The sequence below is a fragment of the Amycolatopsis sp. NPDC114478 genome, assembly GCF_055633805.1.
This window is the reverse complement of record NZ_JBVKDO010000063.1, coordinates 1-1,199: the sequence shown is the minus strand read 5'-3', so window position 1 is coordinate 1,199 and position 1,199 is coordinate 1. Positions and strand designations below refer to the sequence as shown.

Annotated in this window: 1 protein-coding gene; it reads left to right on the top strand. The window is 57.1% G+C overall.

Translation table 11 applies throughout. The annotated features are described in order from the left end of the window. Positions 1-413 precede the first annotated feature (413 nt). Positions 414-1,061 (top strand): hypothetical protein, encoded by a 648-nt coding sequence (locus ACZ7OH_RS51875; protein ID WP_470287734.1) that lies wholly within the window; start codon positions 414-416, stop codon positions 1,059-1,061. Positions 1,062-1,199 lie beyond the last annotated feature (138 nt).

The following is a 1,199-nucleotide window of genomic DNA, read 5'->3' as shown; positions in this document are numbered from 1 at the left end:
GTTCCGTGCCATCGCCACCCGCTTCGACAAGACCGCCACCTCCTACCGGAGCATGATCGACCTGGCCACCCTGCTCATCTGGCTTTGAGGACAGGACCTAGTGCTCGACGAGGGGGCGGGACGCACTCTGCCACATGCGTTGACCGTTTTGTGATAGTTTCACCTGATTAGCGGTGATTGTCCGCACGCGAGACCATTAGCGTTGCCACGGACTGCGGGGAGGTCAGTCCAGTCACTTTGGGTCTCATGCCAGAACCTTGCCGCCGTCCCGGTTTCTCACGTCATGCAACTGAACGAGGGGTATCATGTTTAGGGTATTGCGAAGACGGCCCACGGTGCTCGGTGTTGCAGCGGTTGCGTGCGCCTTGCTGCTCTCGTCGACAAATTTGGCTTCGGCGAGCAACAGAACGTTGGTGGACACACTCAAGCAGGCAGTCGTGGACGACGGTCATCAGGGAAGCGGGAAATCCTTTGCAACAAATGGAAAGGAGGTTCAGATGGTGGCACAACAACCGGCGCTCGACGTCATCGAAGCGACACAACTGTTCGCAAAGTCAAACAACCTGAACGGATACGTTCAAGCGCGCATTGCTTCGAGCTCAAACGCGGTAACGATCTACCGGCACGGCCCAGTTCCCGCCCAACTCGCAGAATATGCCGAAAAGAAACGTGGTTCGATCGAACTCAGCTTTTCTGTCGTGCAACATTCTTACGACGAGCTCGTCAAGGAAGCGGCGAGAATAGTTGCCGAGAACTCTCCCCGCGTGACCAGCGCCGGCCCCAATTCCGACTTTACTGGAATCACGGTTGGCGTGGACGCCAGCAAGGCGAACTTGCAGTCGATTTTGATTTCATCTTCTGTGCCCGTACAGCTCAGCTATGGCGACAGCTATTCCGCCGCCTCACGCGCGGCGGACACCTCCCCTTTCTGGGGTGGGTCATTGATCGTGGATAACACGGGGAATTACGGTTGCAGCACCAGTTGGACCGTACGCAAATCCAATGGCGCAACAGGGCTGCTGACATCTGGTCATTGTCAGCACACAACCTCCTCGCCGTGATATGCAGGCCTCAGCGACAGGGTCGTCGGAAACGAAGGACCCCGTGTCAACGCTTCGGGAACCTTGACCCCGGGTGGTCTCTGGAAAATTGACCCCCTGTGCGGTGTTGTTGTCTAGTTCTGGTCGGTGTTCTGTTGC